Annotated in this window: 16 protein-coding genes (1 of these 16 cut by a window edge); 10 read left to right on the top strand and 6 right to left on the bottom strand. The window is 60.5% G+C overall.

The genetic code is table 11. The annotated features are described in order from the left end of the window. The 3 genes in view from ACTG2S_RS02015 to pepQ are tightly spaced (at most 36 nt apart) and all read right to left on the bottom strand, a layout consistent with a single transcriptional unit that may run on beyond the window. Positions 1-951, bottom strand: the 5' portion of a protein-coding gene (locus tag ACTG2S_RS02015; RefSeq protein WP_005339482.1) for a TrkH family potassium uptake protein. Its footprint begins 507 nt before the window's first position; only the first 951 of its 1,458 coding nucleotides appear in the window; its start codon is at positions 949-951; its stop codon lies beyond the left edge, outside the window. Positions 952-987: 36 nt separating this feature from the next. Further along, complete coding sequence (locus tag ACTG2S_RS02010) at positions 988-1,605, bottom strand: YigZ family protein (protein ID WP_274161375.1); 618 nt, start codon at positions 1,603-1,605, stop codon at positions 988-990. Beyond that, positions 1,605-2,927 (bottom strand): Xaa-Pro dipeptidase, encoded by a 1,323-nt coding sequence (gene pepQ, locus ACTG2S_RS02005; protein ID WP_274161376.1) that lies wholly within the window; start codon positions 2,925-2,927, stop codon positions 1,605-1,607. Before pepQ ends, ACTG2S_RS02010 begins: the two co-directional genes overlap by 1 nt. A gap of 191 nt (positions 2,928-3,118) precedes the next feature. Between pepQ and ACTG2S_RS02000 the strand changes: the two genes are divergently transcribed. The 6 genes from ACTG2S_RS02000 to ACTG2S_RS01975 all read left to right on the top strand — a co-directional run bounded on the left by ACTG2S_RS02000 (position 3,119) and on the right by ACTG2S_RS01975 (position 12,279). Further along, on the top strand, positions 3,119-5,056 hold the full coding sequence (locus ACTG2S_RS02000) for an acetoacetate--CoA ligase (protein ID WP_274161377.1): 1,938 nt from the start codon (positions 3,119-3,121) through the stop codon (positions 5,054-5,056). Positions 5,057-5,260: 204 nt separating this feature from the next. Continuing rightward, a complete protein-coding gene (gene fadB, locus ACTG2S_RS01995) occupies positions 5,261-7,408 on the top strand; it encodes a fatty acid oxidation complex subunit alpha FadB (RefSeq protein WP_274161378.1) in 2,148 nt (715 codons plus the stop codon). Between the two features lie 21 nt (positions 7,409-7,429). Beyond that, complete coding sequence (gene fadA, locus ACTG2S_RS01990; protein WP_005355952.1) at positions 7,430-8,593, top strand: acetyl-CoA C-acyltransferase FadA; 1,164 nt, start codon at positions 7,430-7,432, stop codon at positions 8,591-8,593. Positions 8,594-8,871: 278 nt separating this feature from the next. Then, the gene (locus ACTG2S_RS01985; protein ID WP_005339475.1) at positions 8,872-9,594 is read left to right on the top strand and encodes a response regulator; all 723 of its coding nucleotides are present in this window, start codon (positions 8,872-8,874) and stop codon (positions 9,592-9,594) included. Further along, on the top strand, positions 9,591-11,036 hold the full coding sequence (locus tag ACTG2S_RS01980) for an ATP-binding protein (RefSeq protein ID WP_439981921.1): 1,446 nt from the start codon (positions 9,591-9,593) through the stop codon (positions 11,034-11,036). The genes ACTG2S_RS01985 and ACTG2S_RS01980 overlap by 4 nt, the downstream gene beginning before the upstream one ends. 4 nt (positions 11,037-11,040) lie before the next feature. After that, positions 11,041-12,279, top strand: coding sequence for an ABC transporter substrate-binding protein (locus ACTG2S_RS01975; RefSeq protein WP_439981918.1), 1,239 nt, complete (start codon positions 11,041-11,043; stop codon positions 12,277-12,279). A gap of 75 nt (positions 12,280-12,354) precedes the next feature. Here ACTG2S_RS01975 and ACTG2S_RS01970 read toward each other — a convergent pair whose 3' ends face one another. Further along, positions 12,355-12,546 carry a hypothetical protein gene (locus ACTG2S_RS01970; RefSeq protein WP_005339471.1) on the bottom strand — a complete coding sequence of 64 codons (192 nt, stop codon included), beginning with the start codon at positions 12,544-12,546 and terminating at the stop codon, positions 12,355-12,357. 169 nt (positions 12,547-12,715) lie between these two features. Between ACTG2S_RS01970 and tusA the strand changes: the two genes are divergently transcribed. Next, positions 12,716-12,961: a sulfurtransferase TusA gene (gene tusA, locus ACTG2S_RS01965; RefSeq protein ID WP_005339470.1), complete on the top strand. Its 246-nt coding sequence runs from the start codon at positions 12,716-12,718 to the stop codon at positions 12,959-12,961. 21 nt (positions 12,962-12,982) lie between these two features. Further along, entirely contained in the window at positions 12,983-13,330 is a 348-nt protein-coding gene (locus tag ACTG2S_RS01960) for a RidA family protein (protein ID WP_033112855.1), read from the top strand. A 144-nt stretch (positions 13,331-13,474) separates the two neighbouring features. Here the strand turns inward: ACTG2S_RS01960 and ACTG2S_RS01955 are convergent, their stop codons facing one another. Both ACTG2S_RS01955 and ACTG2S_RS01950 read right to left on the bottom strand, forming a co-directional pair. Further along, positions 13,475-14,131 (bottom strand): OmpA family lipoprotein, encoded by a 657-nt coding sequence (locus ACTG2S_RS01955; RefSeq protein ID WP_005339468.1) that lies wholly within the window; start codon positions 14,129-14,131, stop codon positions 13,475-13,477. A 129-nt stretch (positions 14,132-14,260) separates the two neighbouring features. Then, on the bottom strand, positions 14,261-14,833 hold the full coding sequence (locus ACTG2S_RS01950) for a DNA-3-methyladenine glycosylase I (protein WP_274161381.1): 573 nt from the start codon (positions 14,831-14,833) through the stop codon (positions 14,261-14,263). Positions 14,834-15,055: 222 nt separating this feature from the next. On the opposite strand from ACTG2S_RS01950, the gene glyQ reads away from it, so the two are divergent. Together glyQ and glyS are read left to right on the top strand one after the other, a co-directional pair. Then, a complete protein-coding gene (glyQ, locus tag ACTG2S_RS01945; RefSeq protein WP_005339464.1) occupies positions 15,056-15,979 on the top strand; it encodes a glycine--tRNA ligase subunit alpha in 924 nt (307 codons plus the stop codon). Positions 15,980-15,988: 9 nt separating this feature from the next. Next, positions 15,989-18,058, top strand: a complete 2,070-nt coding sequence (gene glyS, locus ACTG2S_RS01940; RefSeq protein ID WP_274161382.1) for a glycine--tRNA ligase subunit beta — start codon at positions 15,989-15,991, stop codon at positions 18,056-18,058. The last annotated feature ends 209 nt before the right edge of the window (positions 18,059-18,267 follow it).

The raw sequence follows: 18,267 nt of genomic DNA, 5'->3' as shown, positions 1-18,267 counted from the left end.
CAGAGAGACTGCCTGGAAAAGGCCGTGGTTGAGCGCCTCTTGCCAGGTGGCGTAGTGCCCGTGGGTCAGCAAAGCGACAAAGCAGATCATCACCAGGGTCGCCTGAATGGCCAGGAACACCTTGAGTTCAGAATCATAGAGGTAGCGCCCGAGCCGAACCGGGCGGTGAGAGAAAACGGTAAAGTGGAGCGCAAAGTTCACGCTGGCCAGCAGCAGGAACACCACGGTAATCAGGTTGATGACCGGACTGTTGAAGAATCCGATGCTGGCATCGTGAGTGGAGAAGCCACCGACCGACAGAGTCGAGAACGAATGGCATACCGCATCGAACAGCGTCATTCCGGCGAGCCAGTAGGCCAGCGCACAGAGTGCGGTCAGCAGCAGATAGATGAACCAGAGCGCCTTGGCCGTTTCGGCGATGCGCGGCGTCACCTTGGTATCCTTCACCGGCCCCGGGATCTCGGCGCGATAGAGCTGCATGCCCCCGATCCCCAGCAGTGGCAGAATGGCCACCGCCAGTACGATGATCCCCATCCCCCCCAGCCACTGCAGCAGCTGGCGATAGAACAGAAACGCCTTGGGCAGATTATCGAGCCCGGTCAGTACCGTTGCGCCTGTGGTGGTCAGGCCGGAAAAAGATTCGAAGAAGGCCTCCGAGACCGACATATCCGGCACGTCGCTCATGATGAAGGGCACAGCCCCCACACTGCCCAGCACGGTCCAGAACAGCACCACGATGAGGAAGCCCTCTTTCGAGCGCATCTCCTTCTTGTGATAGCGATTGGGAAACCAGAGCACCACGCCGAGCAGCAGGGCGATCAGAAAAGAGCTGACGAACTCGGCACCACCACCATCCCGATAGCCAAAGGCCACCAGTGCAGGCAACAGCATGGTCGAGCTGAACAGCGCAACCAGCAGGCCAACAATGCGAATAATGCTCAGAATGTGCATTACAGCTCCCTTTCCCCAATTAAAGAGCGATGGATTCTAGCCATCTAAGGGGCTGAGGGATACCCGCCCATGAGTCCGGTCGGTCAATTCACGGTCCACCTGAGCCCAAACCGAGGACTCCCACGCCACCTGCAAGATGACCTGCTGACCGTAATCCGCCGCCAGCAATTCGCCATTATGGCTGCTGATCAGCGACTCGACCGTCCCCATGTCACCGTAATCGCAGTGAATGAGAGAGGGAGTGCGCGGCACCTTGAGCAGGGTAGGCAGCTGCTTGAGGGCGGCACCGACGCCGCCCCCATAGGCTTTGACCAGTCCACCGGTGCCGAGCTGGATGCCGCCGTAGTAACGCACTACCACGGCGCAGATTTCACCGATCCCCGACCCCATCAGCTGGGCCAAGATCGGCTTGCCAGCCGTACCGGACGGTTCGCCATCATCGCTGAAGCCATAGACCTGACTATCTTGCGGCGCGCCCGCCACAAAGGCCCAGCAGTGATGGCGCGCGGTCGGATGTTGGCGCTTGATCTCGTTGACCCACCCCTTGGCCGCCTCGACGGTCGGGGTGTGGGCGATCAGGGTAATGAAGCGGCTCTTCTTTATCTCTTCGGTCAACTCCAGCGGGGCAGCCGGAATGGAGTACGCAGCCGCCATCAGAGTCCTGCTTGTCTGGTCATGTTCTCCACCCCGTTGGCATGCAGCACCACGTTATCTTCGATGCGGATACCGCCGAACGGCCGCAGCGCCTCCACCTTGTTCCAGTTGACCCGTTTACCCTGTTCGCCCTGACGCAGCGGCTCCAGCAAACTGTCGATGAAGTAGAGACCCGGCTCGATGGTGAACACCTGATCAACCTCCATCACCCGGGTGCAGCGCAGATAGGGGAACAGCTCGGGCGCCGCCAGATGGGTGCCGCGCTCATCCTGCATGAAACCGCCCGCATCGTGTACCTGCAAACCGAGGAAGTGGCCGAGGCCATGAGGGAAGAAGACGTTGGTCACCCCGGTGTTGATCATCTCGTCCACCGACATATCCACCAACTCGGTCGCTTGCAGCAGGCGCGCCAGCTTGTGGTGCATCTGCAGGTGCAGCTCGCTGTAGCGGCGACCCGGTTTGATCTCCTTGATGATTTCCTGCTGCTGCTCGTCGAGGGCTGCAATCAGATCAGCAAACTCGCCTCGCCGCCACGCCCAGGTACGGGTGATGTCGGAGGCATAACCGTGGAAATCGACACCGGCATCGATCAGGAAGGAGTGGCGCTCCGCATCGGGCACCCGCACGGCAGACAAGTGGGTGTAGTGAAGGATGGCCGCATTGCGGTTGATGGCGACGATATTACCGTAGGGCGCCTCATTGGCCCCCTGCCCGACCGCTTTCATGTAGGCCAGATTGATCTCGAACTCGCTCGCCCCCGCCATAAAGGAGTCCTTGGCGGCAATATGGCCGCGTACCCCGATCCGGTTCGCCTCGCGCAGACACTCCAGCTCATAGGGGGTCTTGTAGGCGCGGTGATAGTGCAGGTAGTTGAGCACCGCCTCCGGATTGGGCTGGGTCAGCCCCAGCAGCTCGGCCACTTCCAGATGACCGCCCAGATAGGCCCACTCCTGCTTGTTGGCAGGTAGATGGTCGGCCACCAGTTCCGGCCGGGTCAGGAAACGGATATCGAAGAACTCGACCCAGAAGGCATTGGGCAGATCCGCTACCTTGTGCCAGAAATCCACTGGGCGGTAGAACAGCAGGATTGGTTTGTTCACCCCGTCCACCAGCAGCCAGCAGTGGGGATTGTCCAGCACCGGCAACCAGGCCTTGAAATGCGGGTTTACCTTGAACGGGTAATCCTGATCATCGAGGAAGATGCGGTGAGTCTGGCCGGAGTGGATGGCCAGTCCGCTGAGCCCCTGTTGTTGCAGAATGTCGCGGGTGCGCTGCTGCAAGGTATCGAGGTGCTGGGCAAAAAGTTGGCTGTAGCTGCTCATGGCGTCCTGCTCCGAGGTGAGTGTGATTGCAGCATAACATCAAGCGCTTGGCGGCTCGACCCGTCAAGCTGCCGCTTCGTGAGGTAACGCATACGTTACAAACGTGTTTGTTATCAACACAAAACCAATCATTAACAAATCAAAAACAATTCAATACACTGCCGGTAGATACATGAAGTCAGGGATTACTCATGGACAACCTCTGCCTGTGGCAACCGGATCCGCTCGGGATGCAGCAATCCAACCTCTACCGTTTTATGGCGGAGGTGAACCGTTTCCACGGCTTGCAGTTGCAGAACTACCCGCAGCTTTATCAATGGTCGGTGGAGAAGACCACCCGTTTCTGGCCGCTGGTATGGCAGCACTGCGGCGTCAAGGGCGAGCTCGGCAACATAGTGGCGGAGAACCGTCAGGATATGCAGCGCACCCGCTGGTTCCCCGACAGCCGCCTCAACTTCGCCGAAAACCTGCTGCGCCGCCAGGACGAGAGCCCGGCCATCATCTCCCGTATCGAAGGGAGCCCAAGCCGCACCCTGAGCTGGGGTGAACTGAGTGATCAGGTTGCCCGGCTGGCTCAGTGGCTGCGTCATCAGGGGATTGGTCGTGGCGATGTGGTCGCCGCCTACCTGCCCAATATTCCGGAAACAGTGGTTGCCATGCTGGCAACCACCAGCCTCGGGGCGATCTGGACCTCCACCAGCCCCGACTTCGGTGAAGCCAGCGTGGTAGAGCGCTTCGGCCAGACCCGACCACGAGTGCTGTTTGCGGTGGATGGCTATCGCTACAACGGCAAGGCTATCGACATTCAACAGAAAGTCGCCAGCGTGGTGAGCCAGTTAGGCAGCATAGAGCAGACGGTGATGATCCCCCTGCTCGGCAACCCGTTGCAGCTTGGCCACGACTGGCAACAACTGCTGGCAAGCCAGCACGATGCCCAGCTCACCTTCGAGCCGATGGCTTTCAATGACCCGCTCTATATCCTCTACTCCTCCGGCACCACCGGCAAACCCAAGTGCATAGTGCACGGCATCGGCGGCACCCTGCTGCAACACCTGAAAGAGCACCAGCTGCACTGCGATATCAAGCCGGGGGAGCGGATCTTCTACTTCACCACCTGCGGCTGGATGATGTGGAACTGGCTGGTGAGCGCCCTCGCCTCCGGCGCAACTCTGGTGCTCTACGATGGCTCGCCGTTTTACCCGGATGGCAACGTGCTGTGGGATCTCGCCCGCGACGAGCAAGTCAGCTTGTTCGGTACCTCGGCCAAGTATCTCGATGCGCTGCACAAACAGGGATATGCCCCCATCAAGAGCCACGATTTGCCGCACTTGCGGCTGATCTGCAGCACCGGATCTGTGCTGTCGCCGGAGGGGTTCGACTACGTCTATCAGCAGATCAAGCTGGATGTGCAGCTCAGCTCCATCTCCGGCGGTACCGACATCTGCTCCTGCTTCGTCATCGGCAACCCGCTCAGCCCTGTCTATCGCGGCGAGAGTCAGGGGCGCGGCCTCGGTCTCGCGGTGCAGGTGTTCAACGAAGCGGGCCAGCCGGTGCAGGGGGAGAAGGGCGAGCTGGTCTGCACCAAGCCGTTCCCGGCCCAGCCCATCTACTTCTGGGGCGACGAGAATGGCGACAAGTACCACGCAGCCTACTTCGAGCGGTTCGACAACATCTGGTGCCACGGCGACTGGATCGAGCTGACCCCGACCGGCGGCATTCTGTTCTACGGCCGCTCCGACGCCACCCTCAACCCGGGCGGCGTGCGTATCGGCACCAGCGAGATCTATCGCTACGTCGAACAGCTCGACGAAGTGGAAGAGAGCATCGTCATCGGCCAGCAGTGGCAGCAGGACGAGCGGGTGGTGCTGTTCGTCAAGCTCAAGGCGGGCTGCAAGCTGGATGAGCCGCTGCGCGAGCGGATCCGCCAGCAAATAAAGCAGCACTGCACCGCCCGCCACGTGCCCGCCCGCATCCTGCAGGTGGATGCCATCCCCCGCACCAAGTCCGGCAAGATCGTCGAACTGGCGGTGCGTGAAGTGGTACACAACCGGCCGGTCAACAACTCCCATGCCCTCGCCGATCCCGAGGTGCTTAACCAGTATCGCAACCGGCCTGAACTGGCCAGTTGATAACAAACTCACATCTATCCGAGGCGCCGCAAGGCGCCTCTCTTTTGCCCGTTTTGTGATGAAGAGCTTTTACTCGAGATCTGTTAAACAAATGTTTTAAATAGGTGTTGAAAATGTCTCCTTTTGGATCAATAGTGAGCCTCGCCCCCTGCTGGGGATTAAGGAGCACCACTCCCCACTGAGTGGGAACAAGGAGACACTCTCATGATCTACCAAGGCGAAACCCTGTCGGTCAGCTACCTCGAAAACGGCATTGCCGAGCTGAGGTTTGATGCCCCGGGTTCAGTCAACAAGCTGGATCGCGCTACCCTGCTCTCCCTGAGCGAAGCGATCGCCGCATTACAACAAGAACGTGAACTAAAAGGTCTGATCCTCACCTCCGGCAAAGACGCCTTTATCGTCGGTGCCGACATTACCGAATTCCTGGAACTGTTCGATCTGCCGCAAGAAGATCTGCTCGGCTGGCTGAAAAAGGCCAACGACATCTTCAATGCCATCGAAGATCTGCCGGTTCCGACCCTCTCCGCCATCAAGGGCCACGCTCTGGGCGGCGGCTGCGAGACCATCCTCTCCACCGACTTCCGTCTGGCTGACACCAGCGCCAAGATTGGCCTGCCCGAGACCAAACTCGGCATCATGCCGGGCTTTGGCGGCACTGTCCGTCTGCCGCGGGTGATCGGCGCTGACAACGCGCTTGAGTGGATCACCACCGGCAAGGATTACCGTGCCGATGACGCCCTCAAGGTGGGCGCCATCGACGCCGTGGTCGCCCCGGATGCACTGCAGAGCGCTGCGCTGCAGATGATCAAGGACGCCATAGCGGGCAAGCTGGACTGGCAGAGCCGTCGCGCCGCCAAAAAAGCGCCGCTGCGCCTCTCCAAACTGGAAGCCATGATGAGCTTCACCACCGCCGCCGGCATGGTTGCCGCCGTGGCGGGCAAACACTATCCAGCACCGATGACTGCGGTGAAAACCGTCGAAGCCGCCGCAGGTATGGGCCGTGACGAGGCGCTGGTCGTTGAAGCACAGGGCTTTATCAAGCTGGCCAAAACCGACGTGGCCAAGGCACTGGTCGGTATCTTCCTGAACGATCAGCACATCAAGGCACTGGCCAAGAAGGCTGCCAAGCAGGCGAGCAAGGCCACTGGCCACGCCGCCGTACTGGGTGCCGGCATCATGGGTGGCGGCATCGCCTACCAGTCTGCCAGCAAAGGCATTCCGGCGGTGATGAAAGACATCAACGAGAAGGCGCTGGCACTTGGCATGGGCGAAGCCACCAAGCTGCTCAACGGCCAGCTCGAAAAGGGCCGCATCGATGGCATCAAGATGGGCCAGGTGCTCTCTGCCATCACTCCGACCCTCAGCTATGACAACGTCAAGCATGTGGACGTCGTGGTCGAAGCCGTGGTCGAGAATCCCAAGGTGAAAGCCGCCGTACTGGGCGAAGTGGAAGGGATCATTGGCGAAGACGCCGTGCTCGCCAGCAACACCTCCACCATCCCAATCTCCCTGCTGGCCAAGGGGCTGAAGCGCCCGCAGAACTTCTGCGGTATGCACTTCTTCAACCCGGTGCACCGCATGCCACTGGTGGAGATCATCCGCGGCGAGCAAACCTCCGATGAAACCATCAACCGCGTGGTGGCCTACGCCGCCGCCATGGGCAAGTCCCCGGTGGTGGTCAACGACTGCCCGGGCTTCTTCGTCAACCGCGTGCTGTTCCCCTACTTCTTCGGCTTCAACAAGCTGGTTGCCGATGGTGCCGACTTCGCCGCCGTCGACAAGGTAATGGAGAAGGAGTTCGGCTGGCCGATGGGCCCCGCCTACCTGCTGGACGTGGTCGGCATCGACACCGGTCACCATGCCGGTGACGTGATGGCGCAAGGCTTCCCGGCGCGGATGAGCAAGGAAGGTCGCACCGCCATCGACGTGATGTACGAAGTGAACCGCTTCGGTCAGAAGAACGGCAAGGGCTTCTACGCCTACGAGCAGGACAAGAAGGGCAAGCCGAAGAAGGTGGCCGACGCCGCCAGCTACGAGCTGCTGGCCCCCATTGCCAAGCCGAAACAGGATTTCGACAAAGACGCCATCATCGCTCGCATGATGATCCCGATGATCAACGAGGTGGTGCTCTGTCTGGAAGAGGGCATAGTCGCCACGCCAGCCGAAGCCGACATCGCGCTGGTCTACGGTCTGGGCTTCCCTCCCTTCCGCGGCGGCGTCTTCCGCTATCTGGACACCATTGGTCTGGATCGCTACGTGGCCATGGCCGACCAGTATGCCGACTTGGGCCCGCTCTACCGCGTCAGCGACCGCTTACGCGAGATGGCCGCCCAGGGCAAAACCTTCTACTGATTGCGGAAAGGAGATCCATTCATGAAAGACGTAGTCATTGTCGACTGTATCCGGACCCCGATGGGCCGGTCCAAGGGCGGCGCCTTCCGCAACGTGCGTGCAGAAGACCTGTCCGCGCACCTGATGAAATCCATCCTGTTGCGCAACCCCAACCTCGACCCGAACGAGATCGAGGATATCTACTGGGGCTGCGTGCAGCAGACCCTGGAGCAGGGCTTCAACATCGCCCGCAACGCCGCCTTGCTGGCCGGCATTCCGAAGCAGGTGGGGGCGGTCACCGTCAACCGTCTGTGCGGCTCCAGTATGCAGGCGCTGCATGATGCCTCCCGCGCCATTCAGGTGGGTGACGGGGATATCTTCATCATCGGCGGCGTCGAGCACATGGGTCACGTGCCAATGAGCCACGGCGTTGACTTCCATCCCGGCATGGCCAAGTCGGTGGCGAAAGCCTCCGGCATGATGGGGCTGACCGCCGAGATGCTCGGCAAGCTGCACGGCATCAGCCGCCAGCAGCAGGACGAGTTTGCCGCCCGCTCCCACCGCCGCGCCCACGCGGCAACCGTGGAAGGACGTTTTGCCAAGGAGATCGTCGGGCTGGAAGGCCATGACGCCAGCGGCGCCCGCTTCTTCTACGACTATGACGAGGTGATCCGTCCGGAGACCACGGTCGAAACCCTGAGCCAGCTGCGCCCGGTGTTTGATCCGGTCAACGGCACCGTCACCGCCGGCAGCTCCTCGGCGCTGTCCGATGGCGCCGCCGCCATGCTGGTGATGAGCGCGGATCGCGCCAAGGCCCTCGGCCTCACGCCGCGCGCCAAGGTACGTGCCATGGCCATCGCTGGCTGTGACGCCGCCATCATGGGTTACGGCCCGGTGCCGGCCACCCAGAAGGCGCTCAAGCGTGCCGGTCTGACTGTCGGTGATATCGACCTGTTCGAGCTGAACGAGGCGTTTGCCGCCCAGTCGCTGCCTTGCGTGAAGGATCTGGGTCTGCAGGATCAGGTGGACGAGAAGGTGAACCTCAACGGCGGCGCCATTGCGCTGGGTCACCCGCTTGGCTGCTCCGGCGCCCGCATCTCCACTACCCTCATCAATCTGATGGAGGAGAAGGATGCCACCCTGGGGGTTGCCACCATGTGTATCGGTCTGGGCCAGGGCATCGCCACCGTGTTTGAACGGGTGTGATAACCAACCGGATCGACGGGATGCACTACTGAGAGTTGTCCCTTTTCGGGGCCAGTCTGACTGGCCCCTTTTCAAGTCTGTGACGATCGCCACACGGGGTGCTCGTCAGTGGTCAGAAGCTGTCTGTTGGCCGTCCCGTTTGGGTCGGCCTTTTTTCGTTTTAATCTTATCAATAGGCTGTTATTGCCTTAAACCTCACATTAGATAGGGGGCTTGCTTGCTTTTTACTCCCCCGACAGGTTCAATCTGCACAAAAAAATGGGTGGATGCACATACATATGTCAATGAGCAAACAACTGCTGATCGTCGATGACGACCAAGAGATCCGCGAGCTGCTCAATGAGTACCTGACCCGGGCGGGCTTTCAGGTATTGACGGCGGCGGAGGGCAACGAGATGCGCCAGCAACTCGCCCAGCACAGCCCGGACCTGATTATTCTGGACATCATGATGCCCGGCGAGGACGGTTTTACCCTCTGCCAGCAGATCCGTCGTGACTCCCAGGTGCCCATCATCATGCTGACCGCCGCCTCCGACGAAGCGGATCGGGTGATCGGCCTGGAACTCGGTGCCGACGACTATATCGCCAAGCCGTTCAGCCCCCGCGAACTGCAGGCCCGCATCAAGGCGCTGCTGCGCCGCGCCGAATTCCGCCAGCCGGAAAAAGAGAAAGAGCCGAGCCGCCGCCTGCGTTTTGCCGAGTGGACCCTCGACACCCTGAGCCACCAGCTGACCCATGATGATGGCAGCCTGCTGGATCTCTCCGGCAGCGACGCCATGCTGCTCGGCATGTTCCTGCAACAGCCCGGCGTGGTGCTGGATCGGGACACCATCTCGGATGCCACCCGCGGCCGCGAAAGCCTGCCGATGGAGCGCGGCATCGACGTGCAGATCAGCCGTCTGCGCCAGAAGCTGGGCGACAACGGCAAGAGCCCGCGCATCATCAAGACCATTCGCGGTAGCGGCTACATGCTGATTGCCGAGGTGCACGAGCTGCCATGAGCAACAAGTGGTCCTGGGGGGCACTGGTGCCCCGCTCCCTGTTGTCACGGATGATCCTGCTGTTGTTGCTGGCCATCCTGCTCTCCCAGACCATTCTGACCGGCATCTGGATGCAGCAGATCCAGAAGCGGGAACTGGAGGGGATGCTCAGCACCACCCGCAACCTCGCCATGTCTGCCGCTTCCACCGTCAACTTCTTCAAATCCCTGCCGCTGCAGTATCGCCATATCGCGCTGGACCAGCTGCGCAACATGGGGGGCAGCCGCTTCTTCGTCTCGCTCAATGAGGAAGAGATCCACATCAACGCCATCCCCGACAGCGAACGCAAGACGCAGGTACTGGAGGAGGTGCACGGGGTGCTGACCCGCAAGCTCTCCGACGCCATGGCGATCAAGGTGGATTTCTCCCGACCCGATGACCTCCACGTCTTCAACAACGACACCTTGCTGGCGGATCTCCCCTCCTCCTGGGCCCGTTACACACTGTCGCTGGAACCGCTCAATCCGCCGGTGCTGGTGACCCAGATCGAGATTGAAAAGGGGGAGTGGCTCTATCTGGCGGCCCTGCTGCCCGCCCCCTACATGACCCTCGACGATACCGTGATGCCGAGCAACCAGGTGCGTTTCATCGCCCTGATGACGGTGTTCCTCTGCTTCTTCACCTTTATGCTGGTGCGCTGGCAGACCCGCCCGCTGCGCCGTCTCGCCAAGGCGGCGGTCAATCTCGGCAAGGATATCGACCAGCCTTCGCTCAAAGAGGAAGGAGCGTCGGAAATCGTGGCGGCCACCCGCGCCTTCAACATCATGCAGCACCGCATTCGTCGCTATATCGACGATAGAGAGCGGCTGTTCAGCTCCATCTCCCACGATCTAAAGACCCCTATCACCCGACTGCGGCTGCGGGTCGAACTGCTCGACGACGAGGTGCAAATCGCCAAGTTCAACAAGGATCTCGACGAACTGGAGCTGATGGTGAAAGGGGCGTTGCAGACGGTCAAAGAGACCGACATTCACGAGAATATCGAGGAGATCGACATCAACGCCCTGCTTGAACAGATGGCGGAGTCGATGAACCTGCACGACGAGCGGCTGACCATCGAAGGCCACTGCAAGTGGCCCTATCGCGGCAAGCTGCTGGCGCTCAAACGCTGTATCGGCAATCTGGTAGATAACGGCATCAAGTACGGCCAGAAGGTGCGCATCATCATCATGGATGACGAGGAGATGCTGATCCTCTTTATCATGGATGAGGGCCCCGGCCTGCCGGACGATCAGTTCGAGCGCATCTTCGAACCCTATTACCGGCTCAGCACGGATCAGGCTGGCACCGGCCTCGGCCTTGGCATCGCCCGCAACATAGCCCACGCCCACGGCGGCGATCTGGTGCTGGAAAACCGTCCGCAAGGTGGCCTGCAGGCCACGCTCTCCCTACCAAGGCAGTAACCTTATGAAGTGGTTGTCTTTTTCTGTCATCGCCCTGCTCTCTGCTCCCGTTGCCGCCTCCCAGGTGGAGGTACTGCACTGGTGGACCTCCGGCGGCGAAGCGAAAGCGGTCGAAGTACTCAAATCCGAGTGGACCAGACAGGGCAACCAGTGGAACGACTTCGCGGTACAGGGCGGCGGTGGCAAGAGCGCCATGACGGTATTGAAGAGCCGGGCATTGGCCGCCAACCCGCCCGAAGCGGCCCACCTCAAGGGCTATGAGCTCAAGGAGTGGGCCGGACTCGGCTTTTTGCGCGATCTCAGCCCGATGGCCGAACACCTCGGCTGGTACAGTCAGATGCCGCCCATGGTGCGTGCCACCCTCAGCCAGAATGGCGCCCTGATGGCGGTGCCCACCGGCATCCACCGGGTCAACTGGCTGTGGCTCAACCGCAAGATCTTCGAGCGCAACAAGCTGACTCCGCCCACCGACTGGGCCCAGTTTGTCACCGTCGCCGACCAGCTTAAAAAACGGGGCATCACCCCGCTCGCCATTGGCAACGAGCCCTGGCAGCTGGCGGTGTTGTTTGAAACGGTGGCACTCGGTGAGGGCGGAAAAGAATTCTATCGCAAGGCGTTCCTCGAGCAGGACAGCGCCACCCTGACCGGCCCCGACATGGTGCGGGTGTTGACCCGTTTCCAGCAGCTGCGCGCCTATGTGCCGCAAAAATACGCCGGGCTGAAGTGGCATCAGGCCACCAATCTGCTGGAGAGCGGTGGCGCCGCCATGCAGGTGATGGGGGACTGGGTGAAAGGGGAGCTGAGCGCGGGCAACTACCGGCCGGGCGAGGATATCGCCTGTCTGCCGAGCCCGGGCAGCGCCGGACTGTTCAGCTACAACCTCGACTCCATCGCCATGTTCAAACAACGGGATCCAGCCCAGCTGCAGGCGCAGGGGGATCTGGCCCAGCTGCTGATGACGCCAAAATTCCAGGAGGAGTTCAATCGAGTGAAGGGGTCGATCCCGGCGCTGACCAATCCCGACATGAGCAAATTCGACCGCTGCGCCGTCCGCTCCTATCAGGATTTCCTGCTGGCGGAAAAGCAGGACAACCTGCTGCCCAGCATGGCGGAAGGGATGGCGACGCCGACCAATATGCGGCAGGCAATCCTCGATGTGCTGAGCAACTTCTTCAACGATCCCAAGGCCAACCCGGAGCAGACGGCGCTGCATCTGGAGCGGGCGATGCGCTCGACCCGCTGATCCGGGTACATTGCCAAACGGCAGAAATGACAAAGGCGGAATTGCTCCGCCTTTGTTGCTGAATCGTCATCCGATTCAGGATTGATCGTTCTCGTCCTCATCCTCGTCATAGTAATCGCTGAGCTCGATCCAGAGCCCCAACCCGACCATCACCATGGAGCCGAACCAGGTACCGGTATTCCCGATCGGACTGCCCATCACTATCATGGCGAAGGACAAGAACCCCATGCCTGCATAGGCTTGTAATCTGCCGTAGGAGACCTGCATATTCACCTCCTTGTTGAATATGGTTCAATTTTTATATTACTCGTCCGGCGCAAGCTGGATAGGGCTGAATAACATTTCGGTTACATATGCTGGTTGATGGGGCGTTTGTTTGATTATTTTTTAGCCCTGAGTATCATTGGTAGCCGAATAGGTTGAAGGTTGATAATAGATGAGTGATTTATTCTGCGGCGCAACTCATGAGTTGGACGCAATCGGGCTTCGTTGCCCGGAACCCGTTATGATGGTTCGCAAGAAAGTGCGGCTGATGGCGGATGGCGAGACCCTGCTGGTCAGCGCCGACGATCCCTCAACCACCCGCGACATCCCCAGTTTCTGCCGCTTTATGGATCACACCCTGGTCGCCAGCGAGACAGAGCAGGCCCCCTACCGCTATCTGATCCGCAAGGGTCAATAAGCCCCCGTACCGGAGCACTCCATGACAACCATTACCCGAATCGGCACCACCCAGCGTTGGTCAGACGTGGTCATCCACAATGGCACCCTCTACGTGGTGGAAGTGCCCGTCAGCGAAGAGGCCGACATCCACCAGCAGACCCGCGAAGTGCTGACAAGCCTGCAGCGCCTGCTGGAAGCCAACGGTTCCGGCGTCGACAAAATTCTGATGGCCAATATCTATCTCAAGGACATTGGTGACATCGCGGCCTTCAACGAGCAGTGGGATGCCTGGATCCCGGCTGGCACCGCACCCGTGCGTGCCTGCGTACAAGCCCGCCTCGCCCACGAAGGCTACAAGGTGGAAGTGCAGCTGACTGCGGCAGTCTAAGAGGCGCTTATCCCCCTCATCCCCGCCCCTTCTCCCACGAGGGGAGAAGGGAGCAAGCAACAAGGCGTCATTGCTCGCCACGGCGCCAATAGAAAGGCCCCGCCATCACTGGCGGGGCCTTTTCGTTACCGAAACCTGAACGACTTAGGCGGTCGGGGTCAGGGTAATGGTCACGCGGCGGTTCTGGGCTTTGCCAGCAGCGGTGCTGTTGGTAGCAACCGGCTGATCCGGGCCCACGCCGGTGGTGGAAATGCGGCTACCTGCTACGCCCTGACCAATCAGCTGGGCGGCAACGGCATCGGCACGATCCCGGGAAAGCTTCATGTTCAGATCGCGGGAACCGGTGCTGTCGGTGTGACCGACCACGTTCAGGCGGGTCTTGTCGAACTCGGCAACGACCATGGCCACGCCGGAGAGGGTGTTGGCACCGGCCGCTTTCAGCTGGGAGCTGGAGCTGTCGAAGGTGACGTTGTTCGGCATGTTGAGGATCAGCTCATTGCCATTGCGGGTCACACTGACGCCGGTGCCCTGCAGCTTCTCGCGCAGCTTGGCTTCCTGCACGTCCATGTAGTAGCCGATACCGCCGCCCAGCGCCGCGCCGGCAGCAACGCCGGTCAGGATGCCCTTCTTGCGGTCACCCTTGCTGGAGGAGAGCGCACCTACGGCCGCACCGGCAGCGGCGCCAGCCAGCGCGCCCCAGGCACCTTTGGAGGTCTGGGATTCACCTGTGTAGGGGTTGGTGGTACAGCCGCTCAGGGCAACGGTCAGTGCCAGAGCTGGCACCAGGATCTTGGCTCGCATGAAAAAACCTCTGTGAAAACAATCCGGCACCATGCCGGGGGCCGGATTGTAACGCGCTGGCACGCCATTGTCTGACGCAAGCCTGAACAGATGGCGAGAGTGGTGTTTTTTTGGCCAACCGGCGGACTGTCAGCGCGATAACTGACACTCGGCGTGGCAAGGACAGCTGACCAGATGATCGTTCACCATCCCCACCGCCTGCATAAAGGCGTAACAGATGGTGCTGCCAACGAAGTTGAAGCCGAGCTTCTTGAGCGCTTTCGACATGGCATCCGACTCCGGCGAGGTCGCCGGAATATCGCCGTTGCCCTGCCGCTGGTTGACGATGGGGGCGCCGCCAACAAAGCCCCACAGGTAGTCGGCGAAGTCGATCCCCTGTTCCTGCAACGCCAGATAAGCGCGGGCATTTATGATGATCGACTGCACCTTGAGCCGGTTGCGGATAATGCCGGTGTCCTGCATCAACCGCTCTACATCCTGCTCGTCGAAGCGGGCAATCTGCACCGGATCAAAGTCGGCATAGGCGCGGTAGTAGCTCTCGGTACGCTTAAGGATGGTGATCCACGACAGCCCCGCCTGCTGGCCGTCGAGGCAGAGCTTGGCAAACAGCTCGCGGGCGTCATAGACCGGCCTGCCCCACTGTTTGTCATGGTATTCAATGTATTCCGGGTCTTTGGTCACCCAGGCGCAGCGCAGTTCCATTTTCTCTCCCTCGTCATTTCAGCGGTTTGCCCGCCCCTGCCCACTCTGCAGGCGGCACTGCTCACATCATATACCGGACATCCCGCCCGACCAGCCAGAGCGCAGCACCATCCCGCGAATCCGCTGCAATTTCGCCTATTATCCGACCATGCCAGACGGTATACTCCCTCGGTTCACATTCAGCAAATCTTGCTCTGATTTTCACTTCGCGCGAAAAAAATTATGCAAAAATTCGATGTCAAAACCTTTCAGGGCCTGATCCTGCAGCTGCAGGACTATTGGTCCCGCCAGGGCTGTACCATCATTCAGCCGCTGGATATGGAAGTGGGTGCCGGTACTTCCCACCCCATGACCTGTCTGCGTGCCCTGGGCCCGGAGCCCATCGCCTGCGCCTACGTGCAACCGTCCCGCCGTCCGACTGACGGCCGCTACGGTGAAAACCCGAACCGCCTGCAGCACTACTACCAGTTCCAGGTGATCATCAAGCCTTCCCCCGACAACATTCAGGAACTCTATCTGGGCTCCCTGAAAGAGCTGGGCATGGATCCTGAAATCCACGACATCCGCTTCGTGGAAGACAACTGGGAAAACCCGACTCTGGGTGCCTGGGGTCTGGGTTGGGAAGTGTGGCTGAACGGCATGGAAGTGACCCAGTTCACCTACTTCCAGCAGGTTGGCGGCCTCGAGTGCAAGCCGGTCACCGGCGAGATCACCTACGGTCTCGAGCGTCTGGCCATGTACATTCAGGGCGTAGACAGCGTCTACGATCTGGTCTGGTCTGACGGCCCGCTGGGCAAGACCACCTACGGCGACGTGTTCCACCAGAACGAAGTGGAGCAATCCACCTACAACTTCGAACACGCCGATGTGGAGTTCCTGTTCCACTGCTTCGAGCAGTACGAGAAGGAAGCCCAGAATCTGCTGGCACTGGAAAAACCGCTGCCGCTGCCTGCCTACGAGCGCATCCTCAAAGCCGCTCACTCCTTCAACCTGCTGGATGCCCGCAAGGCCATCTCGGTCACCGAGCGTCAGCGCTACATCCTGCGCATTCGCACCCTGACCAAGGCCGTGGCAGAGGCATACTACGCCTCCCGCGAAGCGCTGGGCTTCCCTATGTGTCAGCGCAGTGAGAACAAGCAAGGTTAAGGAACGGACATGGCACAACATACATTTCTGGTAGAGATCGGTACTGCTGAGCTGCCGCCCAAAGCCCTGCGCTCCCTGGCCGAAGCCTTTGCCGACAACTTCAAAGCCGAACTGACCAAGGCCGATCTGGCCTTCGGCAACGTCGAGTGGTTTGCCTCACCGCGCCGTCTGGCACTCAAGGTGAGCGAGCTGGCTGGCGAACAGCCGAGCAAGAGCGTCGAGAAGCGCGGCCCGGCCGTAGCGCAGGCGTTCGATGCCGAAGGCAAGCCGACCAAGGCTGCCGAAGGCTGGGCCCGTGGCAACGGCATCACCGTTGAGCAGGCCGAGCGTCTGGTCACCGACAAGGGCGAGTGGCTGGTTCACACCGCCAAGGTCGAAGGCCGTCCGGCCGTCGATCTGCTGGGTGAGCTGGTTGCCTCTGCACTGGCCAAGCTGCCGATCCCGAAAATGATGCGCTGGGGCGACAAGACCATCCAGTTCGTGCGTCCGGTCTTCACCGTGACCCTGCTGCTGGATGGGGAGCTGGTTCCCGCCCACATTCTGGGTATCGACTCTGCCCGCACCATTCGCGGTCACCGCTTTATGGGTGAGAGCGAATTCACCATCGACAACGCCAGCCAGTACCCGCAGATCCTGCAGGAGCGCGGCATGGTGATTGCCGACTTCATGGCGCGCAAGGCCAAGATCAAGGCTGACGTCGAAGCGGCCGCTGCCGCCTTCGGTGGCGTAGCCGATCTGGACGACGCCCTGCTGGAAGAAGTGACCGCACTGGTCGAGTGGCCGGTGGTGCTGACCGCCAACTTCGAAGAGAAGTTCCTGGCCGTGCCGGCCGAGGCGCTGGTTCACACCATGAAGGGTGACCAGAAGTACTTCCCGGTCTACGACAAGAACGGCAAGCTGCTGCCGAAGTTCATCTTCGTCACCAACATCGAGTCCAAAGACCCGAGCCAGATCATCAGCGGCAACGAGAAGGTGGTTCGCCCCCGTCTCTCTGACGCCGAGTTCTTCTTCAAGACCGACCTCAAGCAGACCCTGGCCTCCCGCCTGCCGCGCCTTGAAACCGTGCTGTTCCAGCAACAGCTCGGCACCGTCAAGGCCAAGGTCGAGCGCATCGAAACCGTCGCCGGCTTTATCGCCGAGCGTATCGGCGCCGATGTCACTCAGGCCAAGCGTGCCGGTCTGCTCTCCAAGTGTGACCTGATGACCAACATGGTCGGCGAGTTCACCGACACCCAGGGTGTCATGGGGATGCACTACGCCCGTCACGATGGCGAAGACGAAGCGGTCGCCGTGGCCCTCAACGAGCAGTACATGCCGCGCTTTGCCGGTGATGCCCTGCCGTCCGGTCTGGTTGCCTGCGCCGTCGCGCTGGCCGACAAGTTCGACACCCTGGCCGGTATCTTCGGCATCGGCATGCTGCCGAAGGGTGACAAAGACCCGTTCGCCCTGCGTCGCGCCGCCATCGGTGCCCTGCGCATCATGACCGAAAAGCAGCTGGATCTGGATCTGGTTGAACTGGTTGAAGAAGCGGTACGCGTCTACGGCGACAAGCTGACCAACAAAACCGTCGTTACCGACGTGGTCGACTTTATGCTGGGCCGCTTCCGCGCCGCCTATCAGGACGAAGGCATCGGTGCCGACGTGGTGCTGGCCGTACTGGCCCGCCGCCCGACCCGTCCGCTCGACTTCGACCGTCGCGTCAAGGCCGTCAGCCACTTCCGCACGCTGGATGCCGCACTGGCACTGGCTGCCGCCAACAAGCGCGTGAGCAACATTCTGGCCAAGGTCGAAGGCGAACTGCCGACTGCCGTCAAACCGGAACTGCTGGTCGATGCCGCCGAGAAGGCACTGGCCACCCAGGTTGCCGAACTGCAAGCCGAACTGGCCCCGCTGTTCGCCGCCGGTGACTATCAGGCTGCCCTCACCCGTCTGGCCGCCCTGCGCGAGCCGGTCGACACCTTCTTCAACGAAGTCATGGTGATGGCCGATAACGAGGCCCTCAAGGCCAACCGTCTGGCGCTGCTGAACAACCTGCGCAACCTGTTCCTGCAAGTCGCGGATATCTCCCTGCTGCAGTGATCTTGGTTGGGTGAGTGATATAAAAAACGGCGCCGTTAAGGCGCCGTTTTTTTATTGAATACACAGCGATTAGAAATGCAATAGAACCACAATTTAAGGAAAATGATCGCTACATGCGCACTTAAGATATAATCGATTTTGGCTCTTACATACGATGAAAAATGAGAATGTTCTAATTTTCACTATTCTTTTATCGTGCTAAATTCTGA

Origin of the sequence: Aeromonas sp. 82P (assembly GCF_051919365.1) — a bacterium.
Lineage (GTDB): Bacteria > Pseudomonadota > Gammaproteobacteria > Enterobacterales > Aeromonadaceae > Aeromonas > Aeromonas veronii.
Note: the sequence above shows the minus strand (reverse complement) of the source record. Positions and strands in the feature narration are given on the sequence as shown.

Coding starts and splice junctions, on each gene's coding strand:
- ACTG2S_RS01985 (WP_005339475.1), top strand. CDS start 8,872: ATGTCAATGAGCAAACAACTGCTGATCGTCGATGACGACCAAGAGATC.
- ACTG2S_RS01955 (WP_005339468.1), bottom strand. CDS start 14,131: ATGCGAGCCAAGATCCTGGTGCCAGCTCTGGCACTGACCGTTGCCCTG.
- tusA (WP_005339470.1), top strand. CDS start 12,716: ATGAGTGATTTATTCTGCGGCGCAACTCATGAGTTGGACGCAATCGGG.
- fadB (WP_274161378.1), top strand. CDS start 5,261: ATGATCTACCAAGGCGAAACCCTGTCGGTCAGCTACCTCGAAAACGGC.
- pepQ (WP_274161376.1), bottom strand. CDS start 2,927: ATGAGCAGCTACAGCCAACTTTTTGCCCAGCACCTCGATACCTTGCAG.
- ACTG2S_RS01975 (WP_439981918.1), top strand. CDS start 11,041: ATGAAGTGGTTGTCTTTTTCTGTCATCGCCCTGCTCTCTGCTCCCGTT.
- fadA (WP_005355952.1), top strand. CDS start 7,430: ATGAAAGACGTAGTCATTGTCGACTGTATCCGGACCCCGATGGGCCGG.
- ACTG2S_RS01950 (WP_274161381.1), bottom strand. CDS start 14,833: ATGGAACTGCGCTGCGCCTGGGTGACCAAAGACCCGGAATACATTGAA.
- ACTG2S_RS01960 (WP_033112855.1), top strand. CDS start 12,983: ATGACAACCATTACCCGAATCGGCACCACCCAGCGTTGGTCAGACGTG.
- ACTG2S_RS01980 (WP_439981921.1), top strand. CDS start 9,591: ATGAGCAACAAGTGGTCCTGGGGGGCACTGGTGCCCCGCTCCCTGTTG.
- glyQ (WP_005339464.1), top strand. CDS start 15,056: ATGCAAAAATTCGATGTCAAAACCTTTCAGGGCCTGATCCTGCAGCTG.
- ACTG2S_RS02000 (WP_274161377.1), top strand. CDS start 3,119: ATGGACAACCTCTGCCTGTGGCAACCGGATCCGCTCGGGATGCAGCAA.
- ACTG2S_RS01970 (WP_005339471.1), bottom strand. CDS start 12,546: ATGCAGGTCTCCTACGGCAGATTACAAGCCTATGCAGGCATGGGGTTC.
- glyS (WP_274161382.1), top strand. CDS start 15,989: ATGGCACAACATACATTTCTGGTAGAGATCGGTACTGCTGAGCTGCCG.
- ACTG2S_RS02010 (WP_274161375.1), bottom strand. CDS start 1,605: ATGGCGGCTGCGTACTCCATTCCGGCTGCCCCGCTGGAGTTGACCGAA.